Annotated in this window: 13 protein-coding genes and 1 pseudogene; 3 read left to right on the forward strand and 11 right to left on the reverse strand. The window is 54.5% G+C overall.

The genetic code is table 11. The annotated features are described in order from the left end of the window. Positions 1-7 precede the first annotated feature (7 nt). From eat to ACUHMQ_RS12545, 4 genes are all read right to left on the reverse strand, one after another. Positions 8-1,399, reverse strand: a complete 1,392-nt coding sequence (gene eat, locus ACUHMQ_RS12530; RefSeq protein WP_445295800.1) for an ethanolamine permease — start codon at positions 1,397-1,399, stop codon at positions 8-10. A gap of 366 nt (positions 1,400-1,765) precedes the next feature. Continuing rightward, positions 1,766-3,313 (reverse strand): metallophosphoesterase, encoded by a 1,548-nt coding sequence (locus tag ACUHMQ_RS12535; protein ID WP_445295801.1) that lies wholly within the window; start codon positions 3,311-3,313, stop codon positions 1,766-1,768. Beyond that, a complete protein-coding gene (locus ACUHMQ_RS12540) occupies positions 3,306-5,051 on the reverse strand; it encodes an alpha/beta hydrolase (RefSeq protein WP_445295802.1) in 1,746 nt (581 codons plus the stop codon). The genes ACUHMQ_RS12535 and ACUHMQ_RS12540 overlap by 8 nt, the downstream gene beginning before the upstream one ends. Before the next feature lie 53 nt (positions 5,052-5,104). Next, positions 5,105-6,874 carry a GMC family oxidoreductase N-terminal domain-containing protein gene (locus ACUHMQ_RS12545; protein ID WP_445295803.1) on the reverse strand — a complete coding sequence of 590 codons (1,770 nt, stop codon included), beginning with the start codon at positions 6,872-6,874 and terminating at the stop codon, positions 5,105-5,107. 149 nt (positions 6,875-7,023) lie between these two features. Between ACUHMQ_RS12545 and ACUHMQ_RS12550 the strand changes: the two genes are divergently transcribed. The 3 genes from ACUHMQ_RS12550 (at position 7,024) to ACUHMQ_RS12560 (ending at position 12,484) form a co-directional block, all read left to right on the forward strand. Continuing rightward, a complete protein-coding gene (locus ACUHMQ_RS12550) occupies positions 7,024-10,434 on the forward strand; it encodes a hybrid sensor histidine kinase/response regulator (protein ID WP_445295804.1) in 3,411 nt (1,136 codons plus the stop codon). Positions 10,435-11,231: 797 nt separating this feature from the next. Then, positions 11,232-12,305: a ribosome small subunit-dependent GTPase A gene (rsgA, locus tag ACUHMQ_RS12555; RefSeq protein WP_445295805.1), complete on the forward strand. Its 1,074-nt coding sequence runs from the start codon at positions 11,232-11,234 to the stop codon at positions 12,303-12,305. A gap of 20 nt (positions 12,306-12,325) precedes the next feature. Then, the gene (locus ACUHMQ_RS12560) at positions 12,326-12,484 is read left to right on the forward strand and encodes a hypothetical protein (protein WP_445295806.1); all 159 of its coding nucleotides are present in this window, start codon (positions 12,326-12,328) and stop codon (positions 12,482-12,484) included. Positions 12,485-12,654: 170 nt separating this feature from the next. Here ACUHMQ_RS12560 and ACUHMQ_RS12565 read toward each other — a convergent pair whose 3' ends face one another. From ACUHMQ_RS12565 to ACUHMQ_RS12595, 7 genes and pseudogenes are all read right to left on the reverse strand, one after another. Next, a complete protein-coding gene (locus ACUHMQ_RS12565; RefSeq protein WP_445295807.1) occupies positions 12,655-13,056 on the reverse strand; it encodes a flagellar brake protein in 402 nt (133 codons plus the stop codon). A 152-nt stretch (positions 13,057-13,208) separates the two neighbouring features. Then, positions 13,209-14,258, reverse strand: a complete 1,050-nt coding sequence (locus ACUHMQ_RS12570) for a porin (protein WP_445295808.1) — start codon at positions 14,256-14,258, stop codon at positions 13,209-13,211. 497 nt (positions 14,259-14,755) lie between these two features. Then, positions 14,756-15,532: a M90 family metallopeptidase gene (locus tag ACUHMQ_RS12575; protein ID WP_445295809.1), complete on the reverse strand. Its 777-nt coding sequence runs from the start codon at positions 15,530-15,532 to the stop codon at positions 14,756-14,758. Positions 15,533-15,599: 67 nt separating this feature from the next. After that, positions 15,600-16,376 carry an HvfC/BufC N-terminal domain-containing protein gene (locus ACUHMQ_RS12580; RefSeq protein WP_445295810.1) on the reverse strand — a complete coding sequence of 259 codons (777 nt, stop codon included), beginning with the start codon at positions 16,374-16,376 and terminating at the stop codon, positions 15,600-15,602. Positions 16,377-16,378: 2 nt separating this feature from the next. After that, positions 16,379-17,209, reverse strand: a complete 831-nt coding sequence (gene bufB, locus ACUHMQ_RS12585; protein ID WP_445295811.1) for an MNIO family bufferin maturase — start codon at positions 17,207-17,209, stop codon at positions 16,379-16,381. Between the two features lie 104 nt (positions 17,210-17,313). Next, positions 17,314-17,565, reverse strand: a complete 252-nt coding sequence (bufA2, locus tag ACUHMQ_RS12590) for a BufA2 family periplasmic bufferin-type metallophore (RefSeq protein ID WP_445295812.1) — start codon at positions 17,563-17,565, stop codon at positions 17,314-17,316. 119 nt (positions 17,566-17,684) lie between these two features. Continuing rightward, a pseudogene (locus ACUHMQ_RS12595) lies at positions 17,685-17,792 on the reverse strand (IS5/IS1182 family transposase); the annotation flags it as partial.

Consider the following 17,792-nt stretch of genomic DNA (forward strand, 5'->3'; position numbering starts at 1 on the left):
CGATGGCTCAGGCGGCTTGTTTTGCTATCGAAGCACTGTTTTCCAGCAGCACATCGCTTGGTGCATTTGCCCTTTGCCGGCTGGTCAAAAAGAAATACGCGAAGGCGGCGGCGAGAAAGCCCAGAAACACCAGCGACAACAAGCGGTTGTAATACACGAGCGCTGCGAGGCAAATGCAGGATGCCACCAAGGCAAACGCGGGTGCCAGTGGGTAACCGGGTGCGCGGAATGGGCGTTCCAGATTGGGTTCGATCGTGCGTAGCTTGAACAAGCTGGCCATTGAGATGATATACATCACGATCGCGCCGAATACCGCCAGGGTAACGATGTTGGCAGTGAGTGGTTGGCCGCCGATGCTGATGAGGTTGTCACTGAAGATGGCGGCAATACCCACCACACCACCCGCCAGAATCGCGCGATGAGGCGTATGAAAGCGGGGATGGATGGCGGCAAGGTACTTGGGCAGATAGCCCGCCCTGCCCAGTGCGAAGATCTGGCGTGAATAACCCAGGATGATGCCGTGGAAGCTGGCGATAAGGCCGAACATCCCGACCCAGACCAGCATATGCAGCCAACCGCTGTCGTTACCGACGATCATCTTCATCGCCTGTGGCAGCGGATCGTTGATATTGGCCAGTGTACGCCAGTCACCGGCACCGCCGGCCATGATCATCACGCTTACTGCCAGGAACAGTAATGTGAGAATGCCACCGATGTAAGCGCGGGGAATCGTGCGCTTGGGGTCTTTGGCTTCTTCAGCCGCCATGGCTGCACCTTCGATAGCGAGGAAGAACCAGATCGCAAAGGGGATAGCTGCAAACATGCCGCTAAGCGCTGCCATGCTGAATTGATCGTTACCGCTCCAACCACCTTGGACAAAATTCGCTATGCTGAAGCCGGGCGCAACTACCCCCATGAACACCAACAGCTCACCAATCGCAATAAGCGTGACGAAGAGCTCGAACGTAGCGGCAATCTGCACGCCGACGATATTCAGGGTCATAAAGACGAGGTATGCCCCCACTGCGGCATATTTGGGATTGATCTCAGGAAACTGCACATTGAGATAAGCCCCGATGGCCAGTGCAATCGCAGGTGGGGCAAACACAAATTCAATCAGCGTTGCCATGCCGGCAAGGAAACCGCCGGCTGGTCCAAAAGCGCGCGTCGCATAGGCGAATGGCCCGCCTGCATGCGGTATGGCGGTGGTCAACTCGGTGTAGCTGAAGATAAAGGCCAGGTACATCGCAGCAACAAAGAGCGATGTGAACAGAAAGCCCAGCGTACCCGCCTGCGCCCATCCATAGCTCCAGCCGAAATACTCGCCCGAAATCACCAGTCCAACGGCGATTCCCCATAGGTGCCACGTACCTAAGGTCTTTTTTAGCTGCTGCCCCATTACTTATTTCCCCTGATTAGAAGGCATTGATCGAAATCGCATGTAACCAGCGTGAACGCGGCTAACTGTGCGGTAGTTATGGTATTTCGATGTGAAACAAACTCGCCATGCGTGCTAACACTCAGGCGAGAAGGGAGCAGCGATGAAAATATTTTATTATTTCAAAGCAATACGGCGTGGTCGCGTGTAAACCATAATGAGTTATGCGTTGCTAAACCCAGTGCTTGTGTACTCTAACGGGATGTTTGCCGGCGACTCTACTCAGGCATGCAAGAAGGGCGGCATACGTTGCAAATTGGGTGCATGTCTGTGGCGGAGGGTGCAACGGTGAAAGCCGATGGTGCTGGAAAACAGAGCTGAAGTCGTTCAGCTTCTTTTAAACAGCCTGTCGAAATGGCTGCCCCAGTTCATGGTGTCTCGCACGTAGTAGCAGAGCTTATGGTCGCCCTCTTCGGCCTGGTGTTCGAACAGATAAAGCGCCCGGCCGATGCTACGCCGGCGGTAGCCATAGTTGGCTTTGGGAAATATCTGGCCGCGCCATGCACCGGTGTTGACATAGGTGTAGTTTGGTCGCTCTGGCGGGGTATCGAATTGAAGGTCTGCTTCCATGGCGACATGGGTATGGCCTTCTGTGTGGATGCTGAAACCGTATTCCCGGTAGGCAGCGTGAAAACCAGCCAGACTGATCAGGTCTTTCAGCGCGATACCGGCTTTGGGCTCCTGCACCCAGGCCATCAATTTCATGACGCCCAGGCTGATGATCTCTTCGTGTAGTCGGCTCAGCACCCAAAGCACGGGTAGGAAAACAATGATGGGAAATGGGGCCAGCTGCCACGTGGCGCGGTGCGACAACCAGCGACGCAGGTTGTGGCGGAAGTTGGTGGTGATGGCCCGCAGGATATGCTCATCGGTACCTCTGCTGCGTTGGGCTCTGGCCTCCTGCAGGATACGGACTATGCCCTTGGTGGCTGGCCGGTAGAGGTCCATTTCATCGAGTATGCTGCATAGCCGGGTGATGGCCTGGGTATCGGACAGGGTGACGGCTTCCTGTTTATGAAGCGCATTCTTTGCTTCCCAGATAAAACCGGACAGCAGGCCCGCAGCGACGGTGTCGCCAAAGCAGGCTTCGGTAAAGGGCGAAAAGTGCAGCGCCTTCCAATGGGCAGGGTGCCATTTTCCCGCCTTCCAGCCTGCGATGGCTACCGAGTTGCTGCTGTCCCGCCATTGGCCGTGGGTAGCGAACAGCTGAAAGCCCCGGTCGCCAAAATAAAACGGTAGCCATGGGGCTTCATGCGGGGTCGCCCGGCCATACATGGTGGCGATCCAGTGCGTGTATTCGGCATCCTGCTCGGCATCCCAATCCAGGCACTCGCGGTAGAAACGCTGGCGAGCATGGTTGACCAGCAGGAGCTCCTTGTCGTGATTGCCTACGATAGGAATGACTCGCACCGATATGCCTGCATGCTTGAGGCGTATAGTCAGCTGCCGCAACAACTCGAAAAACCCATCCTGCCCAAACAGGCCGCTTGGTTTGGCATGCTGGTTGATGATGCCATCCATGATCTGATTGATAAGCTCGGCAAAGCGAGGATGGTCACGTTCCCACGGGTAGACGCCGGCCTCAGTCCATATCGCGCTGCGTATCAGGTCGATGATGTCGCCATTGAGTACGAACACAAGTTCCTGCTGATCCTCTGCGGCCTGTTCGACCTGCCGGAAGAAATACAGCCAGTCTTCGCCTTCACCGCTCTGGTTACCGACTGTGCCATCGGTACAGTGGATATCGCTGATGACGATACACAGGCGCTTGCTTGCAGTTGATGCGGGTAGAAAAGCCAAATGGGGCAGACTGCTCGCACCACTGCGGTTTGCCAGCAGTAGTTTTTGTAGAAATGGCTGATTGGCGCTAGGCATTGCTGTGTATACGGAGGAAGTCGAGCATGCGGGGGAAAGTGTCCTGTGCCACGTTTTTGCCCATGAAGACGTCTTGGTGACCGTAGCTTGGGTAAACGTGCAGCTGATGGCGGCCTGGGACGATCTTCTCCAGCCGCTGGTGGCAGATGATGTTTGAATCGGCGAATACCCCGTTTTCCTGGCCGGTAGTCAGCAGGATGGGGGTCATGACGTTGGCGATGTTGGTGAAATAGTTGTCCGGTAGCGCCGCGTAGCGTGGATTGCCGGGCTCGAACTTTACCGGGTCGTGGTTGGTATTCACCATCTTCAGCACGTGGCGGTAGTAATTGACGCTGATACCGCCAAACAAGTCGCCGAGCCGGTTATGGGTTTCCTGCGCCATGTTCTGGTGCAGGAACAGGGCGGGTTTGCCAGCTCCCCACATGAAGCTGAGCATATGGCACTCGCTTGAATCACATTCGTGATGAAACCAGTCCACCCCCATAGCCAGCAGCTTGGCAGGCGACCAGCCTGGTTGGTGTCGCCAGCGTGGATTGACGTATTCGACCCCCAATATGTAATCGCATGCGATAGGCCCCAGGCCCAGCTTGAGTTTGGAATAGGGTGGGACGTTGGCGGTCAGGGCAATGCTGTTGAGAATGGCGCTTTGGATGCTGCCGACCTGCCCAGCCGCGAGGCTCATGCCAAAGGTCAGTGCGCCGACACAGTGGGCGATCACGTGCAGACGCTTATTTCGGCCGATGATCTGGCGCAGCGTGGCGATGGCGGCAGGATGGTCGAACAACGCCAGGTCGTCCAGGTTGGCATGGCCACGAATCAGGTTGTAAGGGAAACGGTTGCTGCCGCGGTGGTCCAGGGTGAAGACATCGGTGTAGCCGTTGTTGAGCAGATACTGCACCAGGTTTTCGTGCTCGGGCATGATGAACATGTCCGAGGAAGTGGTCAGCCCATGAATGATCAGCACTACATCGTTGCACGGAGCGCGGTGAAAGCGTGTCAGATTCAAACCGAATCCGTCGCCGGTGCTGAAGGGGTGTTCGGTAATGCCGGCGCCCCGTACGCCTTCGGTGGTGAAGCGTGCATAGATGCGTGGTGCTTCATAGGGACGGGGAGGGAGTGAGGGACCATAAATCTGCCAGAGTGAACCGGCGAAGAATTCGCCGAATGCAGCAAGGCCGGACAGACTGGTTTTGCCCTGAGCATCAGTCGCGCGTACGGTGCGTAGTACCTTGGCGAAATCAACCACACCCAGGCTGAGTATCCCCGTGGCGAGCAGGTCGGCCTTGGGGGCTTGGTCCGGTGTGATATGTCCGACGAAGAGATTGGTGTACAGCGTGGTGGTGTCATGCCAGAGATCGAAACCGAAGTGGTGCTGGACCTCCTTCTGCCCCGCCAATGTGAAACGATCGCCCTGTTCGTTCACGCAGTAGACACGGTAGTTCATGATCTTGCGGTTGAGGTCGGCTGTGTTCGGCATCAGCATGAAGTGTCCTGATTCCACCTTGGCCTGGCCACCCACCAGCGGGCCTTCGATATAGCCTGTCAGCCTTGCCCCGTGTTCGCTCGATGTTAAAAAGACAGCAAGATCATCGACATCGACATTCACATGGATGGCCAGTGGCAGATTTGCCTTGCGCCCTTCCTCGAATCCATCGGTAAAACTGCTACCACCAAGGCTGGCATAACCACTCATGGTTTCTGCGAAGTGGATCTTGATACCCTGCAACTCGGTGCGCATTGTTCTTTTCCTGTGTCGTTGGCAATGGTAGGGAGAGGGCTATCGTGTGCTGGTTATTTCAGGGAACTGTCGGGTTGCTGTCCGGTAATGCCATGGGCGATCCATTCGGATAGCGCAGTAATCGTGGCGGCGGGGTTAGAGCCGAGCGCACCGGGGACGATGGAACCATCGGCCACATACAGGCCCACATAGCCGAAAACCTGGCCGCGATCGTGTTCCGCTGCACTGACCACCCCTTCGTTGGCGCTATCGGCCAGGGTGCAACCGCCAAGTGGGTGTACAGAGACGTTATGCCGCATCGGCCATAGCCAATTCGGCATGGGCAGGAAGTAACGACCGCCGATAAATTCCTTGAAGCGCTCGCCTATGCCAAGAATGGCGTCGTAGAGCTGCTGGCTGGTTTTTTGCGGCCAGTCGAGGTTGAGAAACCCGGCAGGATTGAGTGAAAAGCGACCATCTGATTTATCGATGCCCATGCATAGCAGTACGGCGCTGTATTGGGTGATGTCCTGGCTCAGCAACTGGCTGATCAGGCTACCCATGCGTTGGCTTTTGTGGCCGGGGTAGAGCGAGCAGATCGCTTCCTTGATGACACTCAGCAGGATCTTGAAGCGGTCCCATGGGTCGAGAACCGGCTCCAGCGTCGCCATGGCCCAGCCGGCATGGGTAGGTACGCTGGCGTCCTCCAGCAGAAAGGCGCGTTCCGGATCGTGGTTCTCGAACAGGTGATGGTCGATGTATTGCGTGATTACGGGTCCATAGGTGGAATTGATCTCCCGTTTTCCATCAAGCGCAAACGACAGAAAATCGCCATTACCCGAGAACCGGTATCCCAGCCGCTGGCTGATGGCAGGAAGGCTGCGGTGGACATCACGACAGCGTAACAGCAGCTCATTACTGCCCAAGGTACCGGCCGATACCACGACACGTTGGGCCGTGGTTGACCCTGCCTTGCCCGAGCCATAGTCCTGGTAATAAACGCGATACCCATGTTCACCGTGTGCTTGTGGGTCATCCTGGCCTGTTGCATTCAGCGGCACAATCCGATCGACCTGGGTTTGGGTTTGCACCTTGGCACCGTGGTACTCACGGGCGGCATGGATGTAATTGAGATCAGTCGAATTCTTGGCATGGACATTGCAGCCGATATCGCATTCACCGCAGTAGGTGCAGGAGGTTTGTATGGCCCCGTAGCGATTCGGCTCCTGCAGGCCTATTTCCAACGGCTGTGCCTGGTTGGCATAGTTGTAACCGTTGCCGAAAAAAACGGCGATATCCGATAGCTTGCTAGGCAGTTTTTGTTCAGCCGCAAAGCGCTGGAATTCAATGGTCCGGAGGATATAGCGTTCATCGCTTTCATTACGATGTGGAGGAATAGGGCGCGCACCCAGTACCGACTGGGCCACGTCGTAATAGGGTGCGAGGGTTTGCAGATTCAGTGTCTTGGGCCAGTACGTTTGAAACACATGGGCAGGAGGGCGTAGGAATACATTGGCGTAGATGAGTGAGCCTCCACCCAGGCCGGCACAGGTGACGGTATCCATACGCGAAAAACTGCGCACGTCGAACATGCCAAGCAAGGCGCCTTTGTTGGTTTTTTGCTGAAGTATCGTGCGGGGGCGTTCGCTGTTATCGTCGGCCGGGCTCCAGAAGTTACTGGCCAGATCGTTAGGACTACGGGGAAACCGACCCTTCGGGTAGGCTTTACCCCTTTCCAGCAGCAAGACCTTGCCTGGCCAGCGTTTGCTTAGCCGGGCGCACATCGCTCCTCCCCCAAAGCCGCTGCCGATGACCAGGGCTTCGTACTCCATTGCAATAGACATGCTCTATCCTTCTTATATTCATCTCTATTCGCAGCAGTCTAGTCAAGGCTAGGCTAGAAGCCAGCGCAAGCGTGCAGTGTTCATCTGCTAGGATTAAGCGCTACCCGGCAATTGCCGCAGGAGCGGCCTACTTTATTTTGATGCAGACCATGCACCCCTCTTCGTCCATCTTGGCTGGCTTCTGGCGCTTGCTGCGAGGTCTGCTGGTGCTTGCTATCTGTGGTGTTGCGATGGCGCAGCAGAGCAAGGGACTGGTGCTGGGTGATGCGGAGGATGAGGGTGTTTCGCTGCTGCCGTATCTGACGGTACTGGAAGACCATAACCAATCATTGTCAATAAAGCAGATACTTGCTGCCGATCGCAGCAATTTGTTTGAATCGCGAGCGGGAACCGGGCGCTCGTTGAATTTTGGTCTTTCACGGTCTGCGTTCTGGCTCAAGCTAACACTGCGTAACGACAGCCGTATGCCTAAGGAGCGATTGATCGAGATCGCCTATGCTCATCACGACAAGGTCGCGCTGTATCAGCCGCAGGCCGATGGACATTATCAGGCCCTGCATACCGGCGGTGATTTCCCCTTTGCAGATAGACCCTATCCGAGCCGATTTTTCGTACTGCCGGTAACGATACCGGCATCCACCGAACAGACGCTTTACCTGCGCATGGCTTCTGATTCGTCGATGGACATTCCCGCCACGCTGTGGACTCACTCAGCGTATGAGCAACACCAGCGGATAGACTACATCGGCCAGGCTTGGTATTTCGGCATGGTGATGGCCATGAGCCTGTTCAATCTGTTGCTCTTTCTTGCCCTACGCGATCGTGCCTATCTGCTTTATGTAGGCTTTGTGACCACGGCTGCTTTATCTCTGGCTTGCTACAACGGTGTCGCCTATGAGTTCCTTTGGCCCGATCTATCTCATTGGTCCAAGATATCGACCATGGTGCTCTTCGCCACCTGCACTTTGTTGTTGGTGCTGTTTGCGCGCAAGCTGATGGAGACTAAGTTATATGTCCCGCGCTTCGATAAATTACTGAAGGTCTTCATCGTCCTTAACCCATTACAGGTAGTGGGCTTAATGATCTCCTTCCGCAGTACGTTGCCGATTGCCATCCTGATCGATTCCGTCTGTATGTTGATGTTGCTGATCGTCAGCATTGCGTGCGTCTTCAAGGGCCAGCGCAGCGCCAAGTATTTCCTGGCGGCGTTCACCTTCCTGATTCTGGCTGCGGCCATGACAGGCATGCGCAGTTTTGGCCTTGTGCCTACCAATTTCCTGACCGTCAACGGTATGCAGTTCGGCTCGGCCTTGGAAATGTTGCTCTTGGCCTTTGCGCTGGCGGAACGTTTCAACGCAATAAGGTTGGAGAAAGAAAAAGCCCAGGCCGAGGCGCTGTCAGTGAACCTTGCACTGGTCGAGACATTGCAATCATCCGAGCGGCTGCTGGAAGAACGTGTCGAGCAGCGTACGCATGAACTCATCGAAGCCAATGACCGGTTGCAGGAACAGGAAATGGCGCTGCGTCATGCCATGCATGTGGCGGAGGATGCATCGCGCTTGAAATCGGAATTCCTGGCCAATATGAGCCATGAAATACGCACCCCGATGAATGCGGTTATCGGCATGGCCTTTTTGGCGCTGAAGACGGACTTGACGGCTAAGCAGCGTGACTACGTAAGCAAGATCCACATTGCAGGCAACTCCTTGCTGGCGGTGATCAATGATGTGCTCGACTTCACCAAGATCGAAGCAGGCAAGCTCGATATGGAGCAGGTCAGCTTTTCACTCGATGAAGTGTTGTCCAATGTCGCTACGGTGACGGCGCAGAAAGCTCAGGACAAGCAGCTGGAATACCTCTTCCAGATTCCACCAGAAGTCCCCAGGCAGTTGATAGGTGACCCCTTGCGTCTAGGACAGGTGCTGATCAATCTAGCAAACAATGCCATCAAGTTTACTGAGGACGGAGAAATCCATCTGAGTTGCCGGGTGGTGCGCCAGACGCAGGCAGAAGTTACGCTGGAATTCGTAGTGCGCGATACCGGGATAGGGATGACGGAGAGCCAGGCCGCCAACCTCTTCCAGCCTTTTATGCAGGCTGATGGCTCCACGACACGCAAGTACGGCGGTACCGGCTTGGGTCTTGCGATTTGCAGGCGGCTGGTGAACATGATGGGGGGCGAGATTGGTCTGATCAGTTCCTCTGGCAAGGGCTCAACCTTCCATTTCTCCAGTTGTTTTGGCCTCGCCAGTACGGTTCTTCCCATCAGTTCGGCCAATTTGCAGGCCTGGAAGGGCCTGCATGCCTTGGTGGCTGACGACAACCATGTTGCCTGCGAGATATTGGTCGACGCGTTGCAAACCTTGGGTATTCATGCGGAAGTTGCATATGATGGCGCCGAGGCGTTGCAGATTCTGCGGCAAGCAGACGATAAACGTCCGTACCAACTGTTCTTCTGCGACTGGAAGATGCCGGAAATGGATGGTCTGGAGGTAGCCAGCCAACTTCATACGTTGCACTTGCGGCATAGGCCGCATTTTATTCTGGTGACAGCCTTCGGGCGCGAAGAAGTACGCCAGCAAGTGGAGTTTACTGTGGTGGACGGCATCATGACGAAGCCGATCAACCAAGCAAGCCTGGCTGAAACCTTAGCTACGGTGTTGCAGTCGCCAGTACGGGTGGCGATCCAAATGCCAGGTTTGCAGGAGAGCGCACCGCGTTGGGGTGGGGAACGCATCCTTTTGGCTGAAGACAACGAGGTAAATCAACAGATCGCTATCGAATTGCTGCATAGCGAGGGATTGCAGATCGATGTTGCCGAGACAGGTGCCGAAGCGTTGACCATGCTGCAGACGCAGCCTGCCGACTACTACAAGCTGGTATTGATGGATGTGCAGATGCCGGAAATGGATGGCCATGAGGCAACGTTGCAAATCCGCTCGATGGCCCGTTTCAACGACCTACCTATTGTGGCGATGACCGCGCATGCAATGGTGGAAGAGCGTGAGCGTTGCCTGCTGGAAGGTATGCAGGATGTGATTACGAAACCGATTGATCCGATGCGCATGTTTCTGACTTTGGAAAAATGGTTGCCACCAAGTAGCGCTAAGACTGAAACCAGCCCGACTTCACCTCAGGAGACCAGTACCGTGTCCGTAGAACCAGAACCAGCGGTACCTTCCCCAGAACCTGATCCCACTGCCAAGACGGAAGTGGTATTGAAAGGCTTCGATACTGAAACTGCATTACGTCGTATGGGGGGGCGGTTGGAGTTTTACCACCGTATGCTGGCCAAGTTGCCAAAAACGCTGGGTAATAACAGTGCCGCGCTGCATGCCGCCTTGGCAGATGCCGATCGGGCAACGGCGGAACGTATTGCACATACTACGTTGGGGGTGGCAGCCAATGTTGGTGCGGTGGAGCTGGCGGATATCTCCCGTACGCTTGAACAGGCATTGCACGATGGCAATGAAACCTCTGTGATGCTCACCGACTTTGATACTTGTCTTGCCGGTGTACTGGCCCAGATAGAAGTTAACTTTCCTTTTTCGACCCACTAGTAGTGTATGGGCAGCGCAACCAGGTAAACGGTCCGCTTGACGCCAGCTGATTAGTAGAGAGAAAATCAGCGCTCCCTTCCCATCTACAAGGAGAAAGCGATGGATAAATTTGACCTCTTCTCTCTCCCTCTGTCGATCGCTGCCTGAGAACACGTTCAATTTCCAAAGCGCCTCTTGATAGCGCCGCTAGAAATCGTGTGTCAATTGAGTAAGCTCTTCGCAACCTAGCGGATTTCTTACTGGCATTTTCGTTCCGATATCTTCGCAGTATGTGTTGCGCCTCGTAAGGGGTTGCCTGCGATAGATACTGGACGTGTTCCAAGCCGCTCTCGTTCCTTGCTTGTGTCTGCCTGTGGGTAGATCTGCTGCAGGGGCAATCTAGGACCTCACCTTCGCTGCGTTGCTCAAAGCATCGCTCCGGTTTTGTGCTGCGCTGTACCCTGCTAGTGATCGTGAACAAGTTCTCGAAACCTGTTCAAGGTCTTGTAAAGCAAACCTTGTTGGGCCTGATGTGCTGTTCAGTACACCTTGTAAAGGTGATTTCGAACAATACCCAGATAAGGTGCTTGTAACAGGGTTTGTAAGCAGATTTTCAGCGTTGAGGTTCCATGAAGTCCTTTGCAATGCTTGTCAGTAAGTCTGGAACGTAGTCCGCGCCTCGCTCGATCGACTTTCATTTTTGTTCCGTTCCATGTGCATTTTGCAGCATGGCTTGGCCGATGCATGGCGTCGGCAACTGGCACCAATGACGATGCTCGATTCGAAGTCATTTGTGCCTCTTCTGGATGATGAGACAAATGAACGAATTCGATTTCGAGACGTTGTATGCGATTGGTTTAAATCATGGCATGGCCAGCCAATGGTTTACTCAGGCAGAGGCCCAAACCAGCAGTCTGATGCGGGTGACAGAGGTGCAACGTGACTGGTTGCAAGTACACGACGGCCACGTTGAGCATGCGGCCCGCGTTATGCCGGCACTGGTGGCGCAGCTGCATAACGCAGGGTCAGGTTTGGCAGTGGGGGATTGGGTTGGCGTAAAGGCACATGCACACGAGGAGTGGTGGGTTCATTCCCAACTGACGCCACAAAGTCATTTGGCCCGCCGTGCTAACGATGGGCGTCGTCAACCGCTGGCCAGTAATGTCGATACAGCATTTCTGGTGATGGGGCTGGACCATGACTTCAATCTTCGCCGCCTGGAGCGTTACCTGGCCTTGGTGCAGGCAGCCGGTGTGATGGGCGTGGTGGTGCTTACCAAAGCCGATATTGGCCACGATGTTGATGCGCGTATGGCCGAGTTGCATGAACGTCTGCCACGCAATGTACCGGCCTACGCAGTCAATGCATTGGCGCCGGAAACGCTAGCGGAACTGGTGCCCTGGCTGGGGAGGGGGCAAACCCTGGTGCTGTTGGGGTCATCAGGTGTAGGGAAATCGACGCTGACTAATACCTTGAGCAACAGCATTGCCCAGCAGACTGGTGGACTGCGTAAGGGCGATGGAAGGGGGCGGCACACCACGACAGCCCGGTCATTGCACTTTTGTCCGGCAGGGGCCTGCATTATCGATACGCCCGGTTTGCGCACTTGGCGGCCCGATGCTGATGTCGACAGTCTGGCTGCGACTTTTGACGATATCGAGGCACTAGCGCAGTTCTGCCATTTCCGTGATTGCCAGCATGGTGACGAACCGGGTTGTGCAGTTCGAGGTGTAGTACCGGCAGACCGGCTGCTTAATTATCAAAAATTATTACGTGAAGTTCGCCGTAGCCAACAGACCCCACTGGAGCGCAAAGCGCAATTGGCAAAGTGGAAAGTGATTGGTAAGGCCGGCAAGCAACGTAATCAAGAAAAACGACGAGGAAATTTATGATTATTCAATGGCGATTAGAAATGGCACGAAAGGACATCGACGTGATCCGTGCCATAAGCGAGAGAATCCGCAGTAGGGCGGTCAATGCTGGCGTTGAAAACACTGAACGTGACTTGCAGAGCGTACGTAATGAGAAACATGCAATGCAGGCTGATTCGCTGACATTTAAGTATTGGTAATACTAGGAATCTATTTACGATCTATCACTGCTGCGACGTAAGATTGTGAACAGGTTCTAAAGCGCTCTTCGGCGCAACAACTGAAAAGCCCCGATGATGGGGCTTTTCCTTTTTGTAGCAGCACATATAAGCCCTGATCACAGCTGCGTAGTGAGATCATGAACAGGTTCTTAGGGTTTCGACTTGGCTAGGCGCTCCCGTTCTGCTTCCAGAATATAGCGTTGAATCAGGTTCTGTGCAGGCGCGCCCAGATGGATGAATTGGGCACCGGTACGTGTCGTGCGGATGCCATTGCGTAGCGTGATGTCGTAGACATCCCGAATCTCGATATCGGCAACCAATGTACCAAGCTTAGGCAGCTCAATACGAACACCGCGGTACTTCACGCCAGGCCGCAGCAAAAGACCGGGCATATAGCCAAGAATGCCGAGCCCTCCCACGCTTAAATCGACCAGATCAATCTCCACCTCATCGCCTTGTACCGGGACGAAGCAGGACAATGGGGCGACTTCCAAGGTCATGAGCCGGTAGTACGCGCGCCTTTGCTCGGAAGACTGGGTGGGTTGGCTCATTGGTGGGTTCCAAATTGGTGGCTACTTGGAATTGTAGTGCAGGGCTTGAGAACTGGCTCAAAGCCCGCTGCGCGTCAGCGATATACGTTGAAAAATAAAACACCCCGCTTGAAGCGGGGTGTGGATTCAACAGCGGGAATGCTGCGAAATTTTTAGAACAGGTGAATCAGGCCTGTCGTCCAAGCGCTATTCTTGCGTGCAGTAAGAGATTGGCCTGCGGAGGTTTCAAGTTCGGAATAATTGACAGAATTTTTGTCATTTTTAGCTTGCGTAAACTCGGTGTAGACAATGCTGCGCTTGGACAGCGGGTAGTCAACTCCTAGCGCCCAGTAGGTGCCGCCTGTGTCATTCTGCGTTCCCGAACTTTTGATATTACCCAGCTTGGTAAAGCCAAGGCGTGCGGTCAGATCACCAAATGGATGTGTCAAAACAGTGATGAAAGTATTCCGTTTAAGGGATAAGCCATTGGTGTTGATTTGGGAACGACGCAGGGCAATTTTCAGATTGGTATGGGTAGGTAAGGTGTAACCACCACCGAATAAGTAATTTTTGATCTTGGTACCGGCGTCCGTAGCTTTGGAGCCATCGGCAATTTCAACAGCCAAGTCTTTTTGGTCTTCAAACGCGAACACAGCGGTAATTGGACCACCCTCATAGTCCACAGCGCCAATCACTGCGCGAGGGGAAGCGCCAGTCGTCTTACCTTCCATGTCTGCATATTGCAGCTTGCCGGTAATCCCCGACATGGTGGGGGATTCATAGGCAATGCTGTTATTGATTCGATAATAGGCTCCGTCGATCAGGAGGCTGTTGATCATGGTCGAGTTACCGTTGAAGCCGTCAAAGCCTTCCTGCGCCAAGTCAAAGTAGGTCTTGCCACGACCCAGTTTGGCTTTACCCCAGCTTTCATCTTTCAAGCCCAGCCAGCCTTCGCGATTGGCAAAGCCTGCTTTGCTGGCATCATCCATACCCACTTTGCTTTCGATCTGAAAGAAAGCCTTCATGCCGCCATTCAGGGCATCCTCACCTTTGAAACCGATGCGTGAACCTGTGTCTTCCACCAGCATCCGGGTGGTGACACCATCGTTGGCCCTGGTAACAGCAAGTTGGGCGATACCATAGACTGTGACAGTGTCTGCAGCATGCACGGCCTGAGCAGTGGACAGACCTGCAAGAACAACAGCAATCGCAGTGAGTTTCATTCGGGAGCTCCTAGTGATTTTTGTGATGCATCAGTGAATGGCGGCCCGGCAGGCCAAGCTGAAGCTTACTTTGGTAGGCCATTGTTCGGCGTGATTGCATCAGGACTGCATTAGGGAAATCCCATGTCGGTATTGTTTTAATATATTTGATGCAAAGAATTATTGTGATGCGGATATGTGCCACAAAGGCTTGCTGGCTGGTGCTTTCAGAGGATTTTCCTTGGGTGTATCGGGGGATTGCCGGCAAGGAATTACGCTTTATTTCCAGCGTATCTTATGGGCTATTTGTGTTGCATAAATGCAAGTTGTTGCATTAATGATCTGGATAGATGTGCCTACAGCATAGATGCTGTACCCAGCATGCTGTGTATAGTTTCCCCAGAGCTTCCTAAGCTACGGGTTGCACGGCATGGTGGTGAGTGGGAGCCAATAAAAAAGAACCACTTAAGTACGGTTCGTTTTATTGCAGTACTGGGTGACAGATCGTGAGCAGGTTTTCAGAAAAGGCTTGGCGGATCAATCAGCGGTAGCCGCTCACCAGGGTCTTGGCGGTAGAACTGGCGCAGCTGTTCGTAAATGGTTGGGTATTGGTCGTGTACCAGATGCGGAAGCTCGAAGAAGTATTCCGACAATACGGCGAAGAATTCAGCAGGGTTCTCCGCGGCATAGGGGTCGATAGGTACTGTTTCGCCACGAGCTAATCGCCCGGTAAAGTCGACATAGCCGGTTTCAAAAGCGCGTGTCCAATCGGTGGCATGCATGCTGGCATGCAAAGGGGGAAAGCCGTTCGCAGTACCATTCAACATATCCAGCTTGTGCGCACATTCGTGGATGACGACATTTCTGCCATCCAGAATCGGTCCACGCTGGGCATCGGGCCAAGCCAACAATATCGGCCCATCCTGACGAGCCTGACCTGCCAATACCCATTCACCTTCATGCACCAAACCTGCTTCATCACGCCATGGGGTACGGTTGACGAAGGCATGTGGGTACAGAATCACCTCGTTCCAGTCTGCGTATGCCTTGTCTCCCAGATTGATGATGGGCAGGCAAGCTTGCGCGGCAATTTGCAGCAATCGGCGCTGGCTGAGGGCGAAACCTTCTACGCCATGGAATGCCTTGTTAGTCAGGAAGTGACGCATACGGGCTTCCAGCCGCCACCACTCGCAGTCGCCCAGGCCTGATAACAAGGGCATTTGCCGGCCAAGCTCGGGCCAAGCCGGGTGGGCAAGCGGGTCGGGAGGCGGTGTACGGCGCAGCAAGTTCAGCATGAGGGGCTCATCTAATCTGGCAACAACACTTAGAACAGATTCTTAGATGCTGCCAGTTGCTGTAATCTCAACTGTCACTTGTAATTATACCGATCCAACCATCTTGCAGCCATTGGCTTAGGAGTGTCACCGCGCGATTGGGCACTTCTTCGGCTGAATGCCACGACAGTAGGGCAGAACACGCATCACCAAAGGTTTGTCCAGCTTGCATGCTCAGTAACAAGGCTGCTTCATCGTCCGCGAGGGAACGGTAACAAGGCTGCAATGCCTCACGCCAGACAGCCCAACGGCTCGGTACGGCTTGCGGAGGGGGAGGAGATTCGTCGGCATCGAGTGCCCGCCAGATTGCGACGGTATTCCATTTAAAGACCATCACACGCAAGCCAGGGTGCCAGATGGGGCGCAGATTTGGCCAGTCGTCATCTGCCAATGTACCAAGGATAGTCACACCGGTGGTTGGCGAATCGGCTGCATCGAAGGCTAACCCTAAAGCCCACTCAAATTGGGCCAGTTCTGCAAAAACGGGGACATCGGCATACGGTGCTTGGCTGGCAAGCAGCGTGGGCAACTGGTCGCCAAACCATCGGATATTGGGTTGGCGTGACGGCTGTGTATCGAGATAGCAGCGCGTCAATGTCAGGAAATCGTTGTCGCCCAGCAGCAGGTGCAGCTTGGGGTAGTTGCTGCGCAACGCTTCGTCCAGCCGCAGGAGGTAGGCATCTGCATAGATACCTAACCGCACGTGGCGAGGGACACTGGTGGTCTCTATGATCACATCATCCAACAGGTCATCACCCTGGCGAATGGCTGTGGCAACTCTGCGTTGCAGTGTGGCGAGCGACATGTTCATACCACCACCTCGGCAGCAATGGCGCGGGCAATATCCAGTTCTTCCAGCAGGGTGGCGAGTGGCGGAATGTTGTCGTCACGTTCGATCATGGTGGCTACGCCGGGGAAACGTTTGGCTGCTACTCGGTAGAGGTCCCATACAGCGGGTGGCACCGGGGTATCGTGTGTGTCGATCAGATACTGGCCGCGATTCGCATGGCCCGCCAGATGTATCTGCCGTACACGCTCGGTGGGAATAGCCGCCAAATAGGCCAAAGGGTCGAATTGGTGATTGACGCTGCTGACATATACATTGTTCACATCGAGCAGCAACAGGCAGTCCGCCCGCCTCGCAACTTCGGTCAGGAATTCCCATTCCGGCATCTCATCAATGCTGTAGCTCAGATAGCTCGATACATTTTCGATGAGCATGCGTTGGCCTATGGCGTCCTGCACGCGGGATATTCTTTCGGTGACATGGGTGATTACCGCTTCGGTATAGGGCAGGGGCAGAAGGTCGTGCAGTTTGACGCCATCTACGCCTGTCCAGCATAGATGATCCGACACCCACATAGGCTCAAGCCGATTGACCAATGCACGTAGCGACTTCAGGTAGGTTGCGTCAAGCGGGTCGGTACCGCCCAAGGACATGGCTACACCATGCAATGCCATGGGGTAATCGATACGTAAGCGGTCCACGAAGTGCAGCGGTCTACCGCCGGGCACCAGATAGTTGTCTGATAAAGCTTCCAACCAGTCGACACAGCCTGGTGCGGCCAACAAGTCTTGGTAATGGTCGGGGCGTAGGCCCAGGCCGAAGGCTGGGCTAGGCGTTTTTGGGGCATTCATGATGGATGTGCAGCTGGCAAGTTTCAGATGCTGAGGCGTGTGGAAACGGTCCTGCTACGCAATCCAATTAGTTAGGACATGCGCGGCAAGACCGTATTTACTGCTTATTCCTTCACTTCTTTGCCGCCCTTGGCTTTGCATTCCTTGGCGCTGGTTTCTACCCAGCCATGGCCTTTGCAGCTGTTTTGGCCTTTGCATGCACTTTCAGCTGTTTTGCAGCTCGACGTACCTTTGCAGCTGTTGATGCCTTCGCATTTCACTTTGGCGCCAGCTTTTTCAGCAGCGAGTGTTGGTGTGGCGCTAAGGGCGAGGGTGGCAACGGCAGCAGCGGCAAAGGCGGCGGAACTGAATTTCATAGTGAATCTCCTTGTTGGGGTAGATGAAGCACAGCGCTTCTGCTTCGTTGGTCGTACGGCTGCGCTGCGTCTTACACCTTAGGTGAGAAATTCTTGAACCGCTAGGGTCTGTTGACGTTTCACATAGGTAGCCATAGAAACCCACAGGCCATGGCAACCATGCTTTCATAGTTCCGTTTCAGTTTGTCGAACCGGAACGCCACTGCACGGTAATGCTTCAGCCTCGC

The organism is Chitinimonas violaceus (genome assembly GCF_052601015.1).